This window comes from Variovorax sp. KBW07 (genome assembly GCF_003852515.1).
GTDB lineage: Bacteria > Pseudomonadota > Gammaproteobacteria > Burkholderiales > Burkholderiaceae_C > Variovorax.
Genome location: NZ_QAJK01000174.1, coordinates 1 through 13,364 on the forward strand (window position 1 = coordinate 1; position 13,364 = coordinate 13,364).

Annotated in this window: 12 protein-coding genes; all 12 read right to left on the bottom strand. The window is 67.7% G+C overall.

Going from position 1 to position 13,364, the window contains the following annotated elements; translation table 11 throughout:
- Positions 1 to 180: 180 nt before the first annotated feature.
- Positions 181 to 1,239, bottom strand: a complete 1,059-nt coding sequence (locus DBV14_RS29740; RefSeq protein ID WP_124464962.1) for a homocysteine S-methyltransferase family protein — start codon at positions 1,237 to 1,239, stop codon at positions 181 to 183.
- Positions 1,240 to 1,280: 41 nt separating this feature from the next.
- The gene (gene hutG / locus DBV14_RS29745; protein ID WP_124464963.1) at positions 1,281 to 2,105 is read right to left on the bottom strand and encodes an N-formylglutamate deformylase; all 825 of its coding nucleotides are present in this window, start codon (positions 2,103 to 2,105) and stop codon (positions 1,281 to 1,283) included.
- 7 nt (positions 2,106 to 2,112) lie between these two features.
- Positions 2,113 to 3,495 (bottom strand): formimidoylglutamate deiminase, encoded by a 1,383-nt coding sequence (locus DBV14_RS29750; protein ID WP_124464964.1) that lies wholly within the window; start codon positions 3,493 to 3,495, stop codon positions 2,113 to 2,115.
- Positions 3,492 to 4,742, bottom strand: coding sequence for an imidazolonepropionase (hutI, locus tag DBV14_RS29755; RefSeq protein WP_124464976.1), 1,251 nt, complete (start codon positions 4,740 to 4,742; stop codon positions 3,492 to 3,494). The genes DBV14_RS29750 and hutI overlap by 4 nt, the downstream gene beginning before the upstream one ends.
- Before the next feature lie 32 nt (positions 4,743 to 4,774).
- On the bottom strand, positions 4,775 to 5,356 hold the full coding sequence (locus DBV14_RS29760; protein ID WP_124464965.1) for a HutD family protein: 582 nt from the start codon (positions 5,354 to 5,356) through the stop codon (positions 4,775 to 4,777).
- Between the two features lie 151 nt (positions 5,357 to 5,507).
- Positions 5,508 to 6,176, bottom strand: a complete 669-nt coding sequence (locus DBV14_RS29765; RefSeq protein WP_124464966.1) for an amino acid ABC transporter permease — start codon at positions 6,174 to 6,176, stop codon at positions 5,508 to 5,510.
- A gap of 19 nt (positions 6,177 to 6,195) precedes the next feature.
- Positions 6,196 to 6,948 (bottom strand): transporter substrate-binding domain-containing protein, encoded by a 753-nt coding sequence (locus tag DBV14_RS29770; RefSeq protein ID WP_124464967.1) that lies wholly within the window; start codon positions 6,946 to 6,948, stop codon positions 6,196 to 6,198.
- A gap of 65 nt (positions 6,949 to 7,013) precedes the next feature.
- Positions 7,014 to 7,748 carry an IclR family transcriptional regulator gene (locus DBV14_RS29775; protein ID WP_124464968.1) on the bottom strand — a complete coding sequence of 245 codons (735 nt, stop codon included), beginning with the start codon at positions 7,746 to 7,748 and terminating at the stop codon, positions 7,014 to 7,016.
- 165 nt (positions 7,749 to 7,913) lie between these two features.
- Complete coding sequence (locus DBV14_RS29780; protein ID WP_124464969.1) at positions 7,914 to 8,753, bottom strand: phytanoyl-CoA dioxygenase family protein; 840 nt, start codon at positions 8,751 to 8,753, stop codon at positions 7,914 to 7,916.
- 87 nt (positions 8,754 to 8,840) lie between these two features.
- Positions 8,841 to 10,568 (bottom strand): urocanate hydratase, encoded by a 1,728-nt coding sequence (hutU, locus tag DBV14_RS29785; protein ID WP_124464970.1) that lies wholly within the window; start codon positions 10,566 to 10,568, stop codon positions 8,841 to 8,843.
- A gap of 57 nt (positions 10,569 to 10,625) precedes the next feature.
- The gene (gene hutH / locus DBV14_RS29790) at positions 10,626 to 12,185 is read right to left on the bottom strand and encodes a histidine ammonia-lyase (RefSeq protein WP_124464972.1); all 1,560 of its coding nucleotides are present in this window, start codon (positions 12,183 to 12,185) and stop codon (positions 10,626 to 10,628) included.
- A 60-nt stretch (positions 12,186 to 12,245) separates the two neighbouring features.
- Positions 12,246 to 12,983, bottom strand: a complete 738-nt coding sequence (gene hutC, locus DBV14_RS29795) for a histidine utilization repressor (RefSeq protein WP_124464974.1) — start codon at positions 12,981 to 12,983, stop codon at positions 12,246 to 12,248.
- Positions 12,984 to 13,364 lie beyond the last annotated feature (381 nt).

Genomic DNA, 13,364 nt, shown 5'->3' on the forward strand with positions numbered 1-13,364 from the left:
TGGTGTACCGCTGATCAACGACCACTCTGATGACGCTCACGCGGATGGTGTGCTCTGCGCAGCGAAATAAAGGAGGAGCGAAGCGGGGGACATTCGCGGAGCAGAGCACACCGTCGGCGTGAGCGTCGCCCTGAAGGCAACTGAACAGCAGCGCCCAAACGGGCACCTCCGCCAGGGCTCTTAAACGGTCTCAGCTTCGCGGTAGAAGCCAGCGCTGTTGCTGCCCAGCGCCCGGCCCGCCATCGGCGCCACCGCACGACCAATCGCCGCGATGTGGTCCGGCGTGGTGCCGCAGCAGCCACCCACGATGTTCACCAGCCCCTCGGCCGCGAACTCGTGCAGCAGCCGCGACGTGACGTCGGGCGTCTCGTCGAAACCGGTATCGCTCATCGGGTTGGGCAGGCCGGCATTCGGGTAGCAGCTGATGAAGGTGTCGCCGGCCACGCGCGCCAGTTCCTGAATGTACGGGCGCATCAGCGCCGCGCCCAGCGCGCAGTTCAGGCCGATGGCCAGCGGCTGCGCATGGCGCACGCTGTGCCAGAAGGCGGTAACCGTCTGGCCGCTCAGGATGCGGCCCGAGGCATCGGTCACGGTGCCGCTGATGATCAGCGGCAGGCGGTGGCCGCTGTTGTCGAAATACTCGTCGACCGCGAACAGCGCGGCCTTGGCGTTCAGCGTGTCGAAGATAGTCTCGACCAGGATCACGTCGGCACCGCCCTCGACCAGCGCTTCGGTCTGCTCGTAGTAGGCCGCGCGCAGCGATTCGAAATCGACATTGCGCGCGCCGGGGTCGTTCACGTCGGGGCTGATGCTCGCGGTCTTGGGCGTCGGGCCAAGGGCGCCGGCCACGAAGCGGGGCTTGTCCGGCGTGCTGAACTTGTCGCAGGCCGCGCGCGCCAGCCTGGCGGATTCGAGGTTCATCTCGCGCGCCAGGTGGGCCATCTTGTAGTCTTCCTGCGCGATGGTGGTGGCGCCGAAAGTGTTGGTCTCGATGAGGTCGGCACCGGCCGCGAGATAACCCTCGTGGATGTCCGAAATGACGTCGGGCCGCGTGAGCGACAGCAGCTCGTTGTTGCCCTTGACGTCGCGCTCGAAGTCCTTGAAGCGCTCGCCGCGGTACTGCTCCTCGGTGAGTTTGAAGCGCTGGATCATCGTGCCCATCGCGCCATCGAGGATGGCGATGCGCTTTGCGAGGATGCCGGGCAAGGCCTGGCCGTGGGTATAGACGATGGGCTTCATATGCCTCGATTGTAGAAAACGAGGCCTGTCCCTGGCGGCCGTCAGTTCTTTGGCCGGCCTTCCACGAACGCCAGCACCGCCTCCAGCATGCGCCGCACGTGCGGCTGCACGCCCGCCGCCACTTCGGGCAGGTAGTCGAAGGGCAACTGCTCCTGCATGTAGCTCGACTGCGTCATCTCCAGCTGCACCGCGTGCACGCCACCGGCCGGGTTGCCGTACTGGCGCGTGATGTGGCCACCCTTGAAGCGGCCATTCAGCACGCCGGTGTAGCCCGGGGCCGATTCGGCAATGCCGAGCAGCGTGGCGGCCAGCGCGGGGTCGCAGCTCGCGCCGTTGGCGGTGCCCAGGTTCAGGTCGGGCAGCTTGCCTTCGAAGAAGCGCGGCAGCACCGAGCGGATGGAGTGCGCGTCCCACAGCGCGGCCACGCCGTGCTGCGCGCGAATGCGCGCGAGCTCTTCGGCCAGCTTGGCGTGGTAGGGCTGCCAGACGGCGTCGCGCCGCGCGGCAATTTCTTCATCGGTCGGCACGTCGCCCGCGTTCGCATAGACCGGCGTGTCGTCGAAGGTGTCGACCGGGCACAGGCCCGTGACGCTCTGGCCCGGGTACAGGCTGGCGCCATCCGGCGGACGGTTCAGGTCGACCACGTAGCGCGAGTGCGTGGCCACCAGCACCGAGGCACCGAGCGCATCGGCGAAGTCGTACAGGCGTTCCAGGTGCCAGTCGGTGTCGGGCACGTGGCGCGCTTCGTCGGTGAAGCGGGCGGCCAGCGCGGGCGGCACGTGCGTGCCGACGTGCGGCATCGAGATCAGCAGCGGGCGCGTGCCCTGCCTAAAACGGAATGGCGGTTCGGCGGTGGTGAAGGCCATGGTGGGGTCAATCCTTGAGAAGTTGGGTGCGCGCGGCCACGAAGGCGGCCGCGGCGTCGTCGTGAAGCGCGTGGCGCCCGGCCACGACGCGCGCCCGGCCGGCGGCCCAGACACTGTCGATGGCCGAGGTGCGGTGGCTCGCGAAGACGTGGGCCGACAGCATATCGGGCGCCGACAGGCCCTGCAGCGCAAGGTGGGCCGCATCGAGCACGACGAAGTCGGCCTGCTGCCCCACGGCCAGCCCGCCGATGGCACGGCCCGACGCCTGCGCGCCGCCCTGCACCGCTTCGAGCGTGAGCGCGGTGGCAACGTGCGGGTGCGCCGCGCTGGCGCCCACGTTGCGCTGCCGCCGGGCAAAGCGCTGGCTGTATTCGAGCATCAGCAGTTCTTCGGCCGCGTTGACGCTGGCGTGGCTGTCGGAGCCCACGCCCCATGCGCCGCCATGGCTGCGCCACTTGGAAAAGTCGAAGATGCCATCGCCCAGGTTGGCCTCGGTGGTCGGGCACAGGCCGGCCACGGCACCGCTCTTGGCGGCGTATTCGTACTCGGCGTCGTTCATGTGCGTGGCATGGACCAGGCACCAGCGCGCATCGACCGGCGCATGGTCGAGCAGCCATTCGACCGGGCGCAGGCCGCTCCACTCGACGCAGTCGTCCACCTCCTTCGTCTGCTCGGCGATGTGGATGTGGATGGGCGCGGTGCGGTCGATGGCTTCGAGCCCCGCGACGGCATCGCGCAGCGCCTCGGGCGGCACGGCGCGCAGCGAATGCGGCGCCATGCCCAGGCGCGCGCCTTGCGCGTCGCACAGCGGCTTCAGTGCTTCAAGCAGATGCAGCATCGAATCGGTCGAGCGGATGAAGCGGCGCTGCCCTTCGCTGGGCGGCATGTCGCCGAAACCGCTGGTCTGGTAGAGCACCGGCAGCAGCGTGAAGCCGATGCCGACCTTGCGCGCGGCGCGCAGCAGCGCAAGGCTCAAGGTGGCGTCGTCGGCATACGGCCGGCCATCGGCGTCGTGGTGCACGTACTGGAATTCGCACACGCTGGTGTAGCCCGCTTCGAGCATCTCGGCGTAGAGCCAGGTCGCGATGGCTTCCATGTGCTGCGGGCCGAGGCGCGAGGCAAAGCGGTACATCAGCGTGCGCCAGCTCCAGAAGCTGTCGTGCTGCTCGGCGCGGTGTTCGGTCAGGCCAGCGAAGGCGCGCTGGAAGGCGTGCGAATGCAGGTTGGGCATGCCGGGGACAACCGGGCCGGGCGCTACCTGTGCACCTGAAGGCGGCTGCGTGGCGGACTGCACTTGCGTGAACTGGCCGGCGTCGTTCCACGTCAGCAGGACGTTCTTCGACCAGCCCGCGGGCAGCAGCGCGTCGGCTGCAAAGAGTGTGCGCGTCATGCGAAAGCTCCCACGGCAATGCGGCCCTGCCGCACGATGGCGCGCACGGGCTGCTGGCCGAACCAGTAGGCGAGCTCCGCGGCTTCGCGCACGTTCCACAGCACGAAGTTGGCGGGCATGCCGGCGGCGATGGCGCCGTGCGTGCCCTGCAGGCCCAGCGCGCGCGCCGCATGCACGGTCACGCCGGCCAGTGCCTCCGGCACCGTCAGGCGGAACAACGTGCAGGCCATGTTGACCATCAGCAGCAGGCTCAGTGCCGGCGAGGTGCCGGGGTTGTGGTCGGTCGACACCGCCATCGGCACGCCGGCGGCGCGCAGCGCGGCGATGGGCGGCAGGTGCGTGTCGCGCAGCGTGTAGTAGGCGCCGGGCAGCAGCACGGCCACGGTGCCCGATTGGCGCATGGCCTTGATGCCTTCGGCCGACAGGTGCTCGATGTGGTCGCACGACAGCGCGCCGTAGCGCGCGGCCAGCGCGGCGCCGCCCATGTCCGAGAGTTGCTCGGCATGCAGCTTGACCGGCAGGCCCAGCGCCTTGGCCGCCTGGAAGACCTGCTCGGTTTCGGCGAGCGAAAAGGCGATGCGCTCGCAGAACACGTCGACCGCGTCGACCAGCCCTTCGGCCGCCAGCGCGGGCAGCATCTCGCGGCACACGAGGTCGATGTAGTCCTGGCTGCGGCCGGTGTATTCGGGCGGCAATGCATGCGCGCCGAGGAAAGTGGTGCGCACGGTCACGCCGTAGGCTTCGCCCAGGCGCCGCGCCACGCGCAACTGCTTGCGCTCATGCGCCAGCGACAGGCCGTAGCCCGACTTGATCTCGATGGCGCAGACACCATCGGCCAGCAACTGTTCGAGCCGCGTTGCAGCCTGCGCGAAGAGCGTGTCTTCGTCGGCCTCGCGCGTGGCGCGCACCGACGACACGATGCCGCCGCCTGCCTTGGCCACTTCTTCGTAGGTGGCCCCCGCAAGCCGCATGGCGAATTCATTGGCGCGCTGGCCGCCGTACACCAGGTGCGTGTGGCAATCGACGAGGCCCGGCGTGACGAGCGCGCCGCCGCCGTCGCGCGGCGCGAGCCCCGCGAATTCGGCGGGCAGTGCGTTGCGCGCGCCGACCCAGCGGACCGTGCCCTGCGCCACCACGATCGCGGCCTCTTCGCCTGCGGCCAGTGCCGTGCCGGGCGCCGCATCGGGCGCGAGGCGCAGGCCGGTCCAGAGGCCGTCGGCCGATGGGAATTCGCTTGCGGGTTTCATCATCTGTTTTTCTTCCTTCGGGTCGGGTCAGGTCAGGCCGGCACGATGCGGACCACCGCCAGCCGTGCGTGTTCGCTGCCGCCATCGGGCACGGCCTGCCAGGCCTGCGGCGCTACGTCGGCCCAGAACACGCCCTCGCCTTCGCGGCAAGTTTCGTCATTCAACCGCCACGCGCCACGCAAGGCCAGCAGCACGCCGTGCGGTGCCGCGGCGATGGCCGACGCACTGTCGAGCACCCGCACGTCGGCACGCCACTGGCCGCGGCGCGTCATCACGTTGAAGTCGTTCGATGCACCACCGAGCAGCGTGCAGTCGATGGCTTCGTCGCCACTGAAGGCGAAGGGTTCGTGCGGCACGCCGAGCCGTTGGTCGATGCGCCCGTCGTGCGTGAACAGGCGCACGCCGTCGCCTTCGAGCAGCATGATCTGCCGGTCGATGCCCGCGAACACCGAGAACGGCCCGGCCGCCGCGATGGTCGCGATGCTCACGCGCCAGCCGAAGCTGTCGAGCGCCGCGCCCTGCGGCCAGCTGGCAATTTCCTGCGTGGTGCCACCGCCGTTTTTCCAGGGCATGACGGGCAGCGTGGCGCGAGAGAAGCGCTGCACGCCGCTCATGAGCAAGCCCCTTCTTGCTCCTTCCCCTTCCGGGGGAAGGCTGGGATAGGGGCGGCGCCCAACGAGCGTTGTGCGAAGGGTGAGGCCGTCGAGCCCCCACCCCAACCCTCCCCCGGGAGGGGAGGGAGAAATACCGATGCGAATGCGCGGCTCATCGCATCAACCCGCCCTGGCGCAGCTTCTGCTCGAAGTGCCGAAGAATCAGCGTCATCGTTCCCGTGAGCACGAAATACACGAGCGCGATGGCCAGGTACACCTCGAGCGAGCGGTACGACACGCTGATGATCTTCTGGCCTTCGTGCATCACGTCGTGAATGGTCAGCAGCGACACCAGCGCCGAGTTCTTGATGAGCGCGATGAACTCATTGCCCAGCGGCGGAATCATCCGCACCACCGCTTGCGGCAGCACGATCTGGCGCATCGCCACGCCGGGCGTCATGCCCAGCGATTGCGCCGCCATGGTCTGGCCCTTGTCGATCGACTGGATGGCGCCGCGCACGATCTCCGACACATAGGCGCCCGAGTACACGCCGAGCCCCAGCACGCCGCACAGGAAGGCCGGCAGCAGGATGCCGAAGTGCGGCAGGCCGAAGAACAGAATGAACAGCTGCACCAGCAGCGGCGTGCCGCGAATGGCCGCCACGTAGGCGGTGCATACGCCGTAGATCCAGCGCCGCTTCGGGTTCAGCCGTCCGATGCCGACCAGCAGGCCCAGCAGGCAACCCAGCGCCAGCGCGCAGGCGGTGATTTCCACCGTGACGAGTGCGCCGCGCAGCAGGTCGGGCCAGCCCTGCCAGACGGGCGAGAAATCGAGATCCATGGTGCTTCTTCGCGCTTGCTTACTTGGCGTTGGCGCTAAACCACTTCTTCTCGATCTGCGCGTAAGTGCCGTCGGCCTTGAGCTTGGCGATGGCGCCGTTCACGGCCTTGGTCAGCTCGGGCGTGTCCTTGCGGATGGCCATGCCGTATTCCTCGGTGGTGATCTGCTCGGGCAGCACCTTCAGGCCGGGACGCGTGCGCACGTACTGGTAAGCGGCGGGCTTGCCGGTCACGGCGGCGTCGGCACGGCCGATGTCCACGAGGTTGAACATTTCCTGGTTCTTCTCGACTTCCATCAGCTGCACCTGCGGAAATTTTTCCTTGGTGTACGCCACCGACTTGGTGCCCACCTGCACGCTGACCTTCTTGCCGTTGATGTCGGCCGGCGCCTTGATGGCGGTGTTGCCGTCCTTCACCATCACGACCAGGCCGCCCGCGTAGTACGGCACGGTGAAATCGACGACCTTCTTGCGCTCGTCGGTGATGTAGATGCCCGACACGGCCATGTCGAAGCGCTTGGAAATGAGGCCCGGCACGAGGCCCTTGAAGTCGATGTCGATCCACTCGATCTTGCGGCCCAGCGTCTTGCCGATGGCCTCGACCAGCTCCACGTCGAAGCCGGTGCGCTTGCCGTTCTCCACGAACTCCATGGGCGGGAAGGTGGCGTCGGTGGCAACGCGCAGCGGCTCGCCTTGCGCTTGCGCGGCGCCGATGAAACCGAAGAAGGCAAAGCCGGAGAGTGCGGCGGCGACGAGGGTGCGGCGGGTGTTCATAGGAAGGCTTCCGTGGGTGTGAATGAGAAGAAAGAAAAAAGCAGGACGGCGGTTCGCTGCGGCTGCTACTGCAGCGCCCGCGAGATGCGGGCCGCCGTGACGACGGTCATGTGGAGCAATGCAGCTTCCATGCCCTCGACCCGCGTGAGCGGCGCCATGAGCGTGATCGCTCCGCGCAGCCGGCGGCCCGAGGCCAGCACCGGTGCGCTCGCGCCCCAGACACCGGCATCGACCTCGCCCTGGGTCACGGCGTGGCCGGCCTGGCGGATCGCATCGAGTTCGGCGGCGCGCTCGGCGCGGCGTTCCGGGCTTTCGTCCAGGCCGTCGAGCAAGGCATCGCGCTGGTCGAGCGGCATGTGGGCCAGCAGGCACTTGGCGCTGGCGCCGTCGCTGGCCGGCACGCTGCGGCCCCGGTCGAACGAGCAGCGCAGCGAATGTTCGCTGTCGATCATCTCCAGGCAGACCACGCGGTCGTTCACCGCGGTGACCAGCGCCACGCTTTCATGGCTCTGCTGCACCAGCGCGCGCATGTCGGCGCGGGCCGCCATGACGAGGTCGGAGTTGCCGTCGAAGCCGCTGGCCAGCTGCACGCTCACCGGGCCCGGCGAGTAGCGCCCTTCGGACTCCATCACGAAGCCCCAGCGCCGCAGCGTGGCGACCTGCCGATACAGCGTGCTCTGCGAGAGGCCCGTGGCCTGCACCAGCTCGGCCGCCGTCATGGCCACCTTGCTTTGCGCCAGCACCGACAGCACGAAAAGCGCGCGGTCGTTGTGGGCGGGGGCGTCGGTCGGGGGCGTCATCTGGGGCAATCGCTGGATGTCGAAAGTGGGAACCGGCGTGCAGTATCTTGCTCGCCGTTCTCACGTCCAAGCCCCGATTCTCATTCGGTGGGAATCGACCGGTTTTTTCTTTCTACCTTCGTCTTACCCTGGCCGCGCCTTCGCGCGACCTTCATTCCGCTGCGCTCAGCCCACCAGCAGCGGAAAGCGTGCGTCGTCCATCGGCGCGCCGGCCGGCAGCGTCTCGGCCAGCCCGGGGAAATCGGGCGATGTTTTCCAACTGCGCGGCGCGTGGCGGATGTCGTCGCCCAGGAAGCGCACCGAGAACACACGGCGCCGGTTCGGTCCCTCGACGCCGGCCGCCGCATGCAACGTGAGCATGTGGAAGCAGACGAAGTCGCCCGGCTCGATGTCCCAGCCGACGATGGGAAAGCGCTCGCGCGCGCCCTCGATGTCGGGCAGGTCTTCGAGGCTGCCTTCGGGGAACCACTTGGCGTGGTTGTCCATGAAAGTGCGCGGCATGAGCCACGGCCCCTTGTGGGAGCCGGCCACGAATTCGAGCGTGGCGGCGCGCGACACCGGATCGACCGGAATCCACATGCTGACGTTCTGCTCGCCCTCGATGTTGTAGTAGGGCTGGTCCTGGTGCCAGGGCGTGCGCTGCCGCGTGCCGGGCTCCTTGACCAGCAGGTGGTCGTGGTACAGCCGCACCGTCCGCGAGCCCATCAGGCGCTGTGCCAGTTGCGCGAGCGGTGCCTCGAAGATGAAGCGGCGGAAGGCGTCGATCTCCTGCCAGTTGCAGAAGTCCTCGAAGAAGCGGCCCGGGTCGTCGGGCCGGCTCGCCACCTTGGCGCGCGGGCTGGGCGCCGCAAGGTTCGCCTCGATGCCGCCCTGCAGCAGCGCCACTTCGTCTTGCGTGAGCAACTGGCGGATGCAGACCGCGCCGTCGCGCTGGAACTGCGCGACCAGCGCGTCGTCCACGCGCGCCTGCACGCGGCGCTGCAGGTCGAGGGCATCGAAGTTCATCGTCGGGTCTCCTTGTTGCCGGGTGTGCCGGGTGTGCCGGGTGTGCCGGGTGTGTCGGGGACCCGCTTTTTTACTTCACTCGCCGACCTACTTGATCATCGGCAGCTTCAGGCCCTGCTTCTTGGCCGTGGCCACGGCGATGTCGTAGCCCGCATCCGCATGGCGCATCACGCCGGTGGCCGGGTCGTTGAAGAGCACGCGCTCGATGCGCTTGGCCGCGGCGTCGGTGCCGTCGCACACGATCACCACGCCCGAGTGCTGCGAGTAGCCCATGCCCACGCCGCCGCCATGGTGCAGGCTGACCCAGGTGGCGCCGCCGGCGGTGTTGAGCAGTGCGTTGAGCAGCGGCCAGTCGCTGACCGCATCGGTGCCGTCCTTCATGGCTTCGGTTTCGCGGTTCGGGCTGGCGACGGAGCCGGTGTCCAGGTGGTCGCGGCCGATGACGATGGGCGCCTTCAACTCGCCGTTCTTCACCATCTCGTTGAAGGCCAGGCCCGCGATGTGGCGCTCGCCCAGGCCCAGCCAGCAGATGCGCGCCGGCAGGCCCTGGAAGGCGATGCGCTCGCGCGCCATGTCGAGCCAGCGGTGCGTGTGGGTGTTCTGGGGAAACAGCTCCTTGATCTTGGCGTCGGTCTTGTAGATGTCTTCCGGGTCGCCCGAAAGCGCCACCCAGCGGAACGGGCCCTTGCCTTCGCAGAACAGCGGGCGGATGTACGCCGGCACGAAGCCCGGGAAGTCGAACGCGTTCTTCACGCCTTCGTCGAACGCGACCTGGCGGATGTTGTTGCCGTAATCGACCGTGGGAATGCCCATGGCCTGGAAGTCGAGCATGGCCTGCACGTGCACGGCGCACGACTTGGCGGCGGCCTTTTTCAGCGCGTCGTGCTGCGAGGCGTCCTTCATGGCGGCCTGCCATTGCGGCACGCTCCAGCCCGAGGGCAGGTAGCCGTTGATGAGGTCATGCGCCGAGGTCTGGTCGGTCACGAGGTCTGGCTTCAGGCCGCCGGCCTTGGCGCGCTTCACCAGCTCGGGGAGGATGTCGGCCGCATTGCCGAGCAGCGCGATCGACACGGCTTCCTTCGCGTCGCAGTGCTGCTTGATGAGTTCGAAGGCATGGTCGATGTCGCGCGCCTGCTTGTCGACGTAGCGCGTGCGCAGGCGAAAGTCGATGCTCGATTGCTGGCACTCGATGTTGAGCGATACCGCACCGGCCAGCGTGGCCGCCAGCGGCTGCGCGCCGCCCATGCCGCCCAGGCCGGCCGTGAGAATCCACTTGCCCGCCAGGCTGTTGTTGTAGTGCTGGCGGCCGGCTTCGACAAAAGTCTCGAAGGTGCCCTGCACGATGCCCTGGCTGCCGATGTAGATCCAGCTGCCCGCCGTCATCTGGCCGTACATGAAGAGGCCCTGGCGATCGAGCTCGTTGAAGTGCTCCCAGTTGGCCCACTTCGGCACGAGGTTCGAGTTGGCGAGCAGCACGCGCGGCGCGTTTTCGTGCGTCTTGAACACGCCGACCGGCTTGCCCGACTGGATGAGCAGCGTCTCGTCGTCGTTGAGTTCCTTCAGCGACGCGAGGATCTGGTCGTAGCACGCCCAGTTGCGCGCGGCACGGCCGATGCCGCCGTACACCACGAGGTCTTGCGGACGCTCGGCGACTTCCGCGTCGAGGTTGTTCTGCAGCATGCGGAACGGCGCTTCGGTGAGCCAGCTCTTGCAGTTGAGTTCAGTGCCGCGCGGCGCACGGATCACGCGCGTCGGGTCATGGCGCGGATCGGCGGCGTCGGGGTTGTTCAGGGCGAATTTTTCGGGAGCGTTCATGGCGTGGTTCTCCTATCTGGCGATCTAGAGGGATCGGTTGATCTATTGGGTGAGGTTTTACGAGTGGCTGGGCAGGATGTCGAGCAGCGCGGCCGGCAGCTCGGCCTTCAGCGCCCACAGGCGCATGGCTTCGATGTCGGGTGCGAGGTAGCGGTCGCGCTCGAGGAAGGCGACCTTCTGGCGGATGCTGGCGAATTCCGCTTCGACCAGCGGCGAGCTCTTCAACTTGCGTTTGAGTTCGATGCCTTGTGCGGCGGCCATCGCCTCGATGCCGACGACCACCGCCGTGTTGTTGACCATGTCGCCCAGTCGGCGCGCGGCGAAGGTGGCCATTGACACGTGGTCTTCCTGGTTGGCCGAGGTCGGCAGGCTGTCGACGCTGGCGGGATGCGCCAGCGACTTGTTCTCCGAAGCCAGTGCCGCGGCCGTGACCTGCGCGATCATGAAGCCCGAGTTGAGGCCGCCATCGCGCACCAGGAACGGCGGCAGGCCCGACAGGCCGCTGTCGAGCAGCAATGCCAGGCGGCGCTCGGAAATGGCCCCTACTTCGCTGATGGCCAGCGCGATGATGTCGGCCGCGAAAGCAACGGGCTCGGCGTGGAAGTTGCCGCCCGAGATGACTTCACCGGTGTCGCAGAACACCAGCGGGTTGTCCGATGCGGCGTTGGCTTCGATGACCAGCACGCGCGATGCATGCGCGAGGTTGTCGAGGCAGGCGCCCATCACCTGGGGGATGCAGCGCACCGAATACGGGTCTTGCACACGGCCGCAGTCGGCGTGCGATGGAACGATCTCGCTGCCTTCGAGCAGCGTACGCACCGCGCCTGCCACCGCGATCTGGCCGGGCTGGCCGCGCGCGGCGTGGATGCGCGCGTCGAAGGGCTTGATCGAACCCTGAATCGCTTCTAGCGACAGTGCGCCCGACATCAGCGCGGCCGCGAACACGTCTTCGGCACCGAACAGGCCGGCCAGTGCCAGCGCGGTAGACACCTGCGTGCCGTTGAGCAGCGCCAGGCCTTCCTTCGGGCCGAGCACGAAGGGCTCGAGGCCGATGCTGCGCATGGCTTCGGCACCGCTGACCTTCCTGCCGTCCGCCAAGGTCGCTTCGCCCTCGCCGATCAGCACGCAGGCCATGTGCGCGAGCGGTGCCAGGTCGCCCGATGCGCCGACCGAGCCCTTGCACGGAATGCTCGGTGTGACGCCCGCGTTGAACAGCGCCAGCAGCGCATCGACCAGCGCGGGCCGCACGCCCGAGTGGCCACGCGCCAGGCTCACGGCCTTGGTCGCGAGGATCATGCGCACCACCGGCGCGGCCAGCGGCTCGCCCGTGCCCACGCTGTGCGACAGCACGAGGTTGCGCTGCAGCTCGGCCAGGTGGTCGTTGCCGATGCGCGTGCTCGCGAGCTTGCCGAAGCCGGTGTTGATGCCGTAGACCACCTGGTCGTTCTCGACGATGTGGCGCACGGCGGCTTCGGCCTTCTTCATGCCATCGAGCACGGACGGATCGAGCGCAAGTCGCACGCCGCCGGCCTGGATGCGTCGCAGCATCGCAAGATCGACCTTGCCGGGCGTGAGGGTCAGGGTGGCTTCTGGTTGGGCGGTGTGATTGCTTGGCATGTGAACCTGTCTATACAAGTGGTTGCGAGAGAAAACGTAGGCCTTCTAGGACGAAAAAAATCAGCCGAAGCTTGGGTTGCCGTCGGCTCTGAATCGGCTGCCCAGGCTGTAGCGCGAGGCGGGATGCAGACAGCGCACCCAGGTGACGGGGGTGTTGCGAATCCAGGTGCGGCGCGTCAGCAGCAGGCAGGGGTCGGTGACTTCCATGGCGAGGCGGCCCGCCTGTTCGGCGTTGGGCAGTACGGCGTCGACGACGTGTTCGATCTGGTCGAAGGGCACGTTGCGCACGAGGTACTCGCTGGGCGGCACGGCGGTGAAGTCCTGTTCGAGGTAGTCGGGCACGACCTGCGGATTGACATACCGTTCTTCGAGTTGAACGGGGGTGTCGTTCTCCAGGTGCAGGCAGGCGCTGTGGAACACGGAGTCGCCGGGGCGCAGGTCGAGCCAGGCAGCGACGTCGGGCGATGCGGCGATGCGCTCGACGGCGATCATGTCGCAGCGGTAGTCGTGGCCGCGCTGGCGGATTTCGCTGGCGATGTTGGCGATCTGCAGCAAGGTGGACTGCGGCTTGTTCTCGGCGACGAAACTGCCGACGCCGGCGACGCGCACGATGCGGCCCTGTTCGACGAGTTCGCGCAGCGCACGGTTGACGGTCATGCGCGCCATGCCGAACTGGGCGACCAGCTCATGCTCCGAGGGGAGGCGGTGACCGGGCGGCCAGGTGCCGTCCTGGATCTTGCGGGAGATGTGATCCTTGACTTGCGCGTAGAGCGCGAGAGTGGGGAGGTCGCGCTTCATGCCGGGTCGCCGATTCGATGGCGCTTCTGTTCTGGGCGCATTTGTTTTTGGCGCTGTTGTTCTTGGCGCTGCTGTCCGGGGCGCTGCTGTCCGGGGCGCGTGCGACTGACACCGGGTACTCCCCTCCGCGAATGTCCCCCGCTTCGCTCCTCCTTTATTTCGCTGCGGGGAGCACCCGATGCCATTCGCACGTTGGGCACGCTGCTGGTGATCCCGCGATCAGCGACTGCTCTGATAACGCTCGCGCCGATGGTGTGCTCTGCGCAGCGAAATAAAGGAGGAGCGAAGCGGGGGACATTCGCGGAGCAGAGCACACCGTCGGCGTGGGCGTCGCCCTGAACAAACCCAAACAGCAACGGTACCTACGAAACAGCCTTCAGC

Excerpts from the sequence above, each read along its gene's own strand:
- hutG (WP_124464963.1), bottom strand. The coding sequence starts at position 2,105 with ATGGCCTTCACCACCGCCGAACCGCCATTCCGTTTTAGGCAGGGCACG.
- DBV14_RS29765 (WP_124464966.1), bottom strand. The coding sequence starts at position 6,176 with ATGGATCTCGATTTCTCGCCCGTCTGGCAGGGCTGGCCCGACCTGCTG.
- hutI (WP_124464976.1), bottom strand. The coding sequence starts at position 4,742 with ATGAAACCCGCAAGCGAATTCCCATCGGCCGACGGCCTCTGGACCGGC.
- DBV14_RS29770 (WP_124464967.1), bottom strand. The coding sequence starts at position 6,948 with ATGAACACCCGCCGCACCCTCGTCGCCGCCGCACTCTCCGGCTTTGCC.
- hutC (WP_124464974.1), bottom strand. The coding sequence starts at position 12,983 with ATGAAGCGCGACCTCCCCACTCTCGCGCTCTACGCGCAAGTCAAGGAT.
- hutH (WP_124464972.1), bottom strand. The coding sequence starts at position 12,185 with ATGCCAAGCAATCACACCGCCCAACCAGAAGCCACCCTGACCCTCACG.
- DBV14_RS29760 (WP_124464965.1), bottom strand. The coding sequence starts at position 5,356 with ATGAGCGGCGTGCAGCGCTTCTCTCGCGCCACGCTGCCCGTCATGCCC.
- DBV14_RS29750 (WP_124464964.1), bottom strand. The coding sequence starts at position 3,495 with ATGACGCGCACACTCTTTGCAGCCGACGCGCTGCTGCCCGCGGGCTGG.
- DBV14_RS29775 (WP_124464968.1), bottom strand. The coding sequence starts at position 7,748 with ATGACGCCCCCGACCGACGCCCCCGCCCACAACGACCGCGCGCTTTTC.
- DBV14_RS29780 (WP_124464969.1), bottom strand. The coding sequence starts at position 8,753 with ATGAACTTCGATGCCCTCGACCTGCAGCGCCGCGTGCAGGCGCGCGTG.
- hutU (WP_124464970.1), bottom strand. The coding sequence starts at position 10,568 with ATGAACGCTCCCGAAAAATTCGCCCTGAACAACCCCGACGCCGCCGAT.
- DBV14_RS29740 (WP_124464962.1), bottom strand. The coding sequence starts at position 1,239 with ATGAAGCCCATCGTCTATACCCACGGCCAGGCCTTGCCCGGCATCCTC.